The following is a 346-nucleotide window of genomic DNA, read 5'->3' as shown; positions in this document are numbered from 1 at the left end:
CGTTTATTAATATTTAGTTCATATAAAAAAAGCAATGTAAAACCACTAGTTTTTTAAAAACCTCCATTCACCCAGATTTGGTATTCATTCACTACCAAACAGCATCATTCTACATTATACAAAGGAAAGTATAGAATTAGAACTACATCAACGTAGTACTTTTACGACATGAGAGCCCCGAACAATTGATGTTAAGTCAATTGGCTTTAATATAAAGTCTAACAAAAAAACATTAACAAAAAAAACTAGAAGTCATGAAAAAATCATTAGTAATATTCAGCTTATTCTCTATGATGTTGGTATTAACATCTTTTACTACTCCAAATGAAATCGGAGGAAGAGGAAC

Origin of the sequence: Flavobacterium sp., from assembly GCF_003525665.1 — a bacterium.
Classification (GTDB): domain Bacteria; phylum Bacteroidota; class Bacteroidia; order Flavobacteriales; family Flavobacteriaceae; genus Flavobacterium.
Note: the sequence above shows the minus strand (reverse complement) of the source record.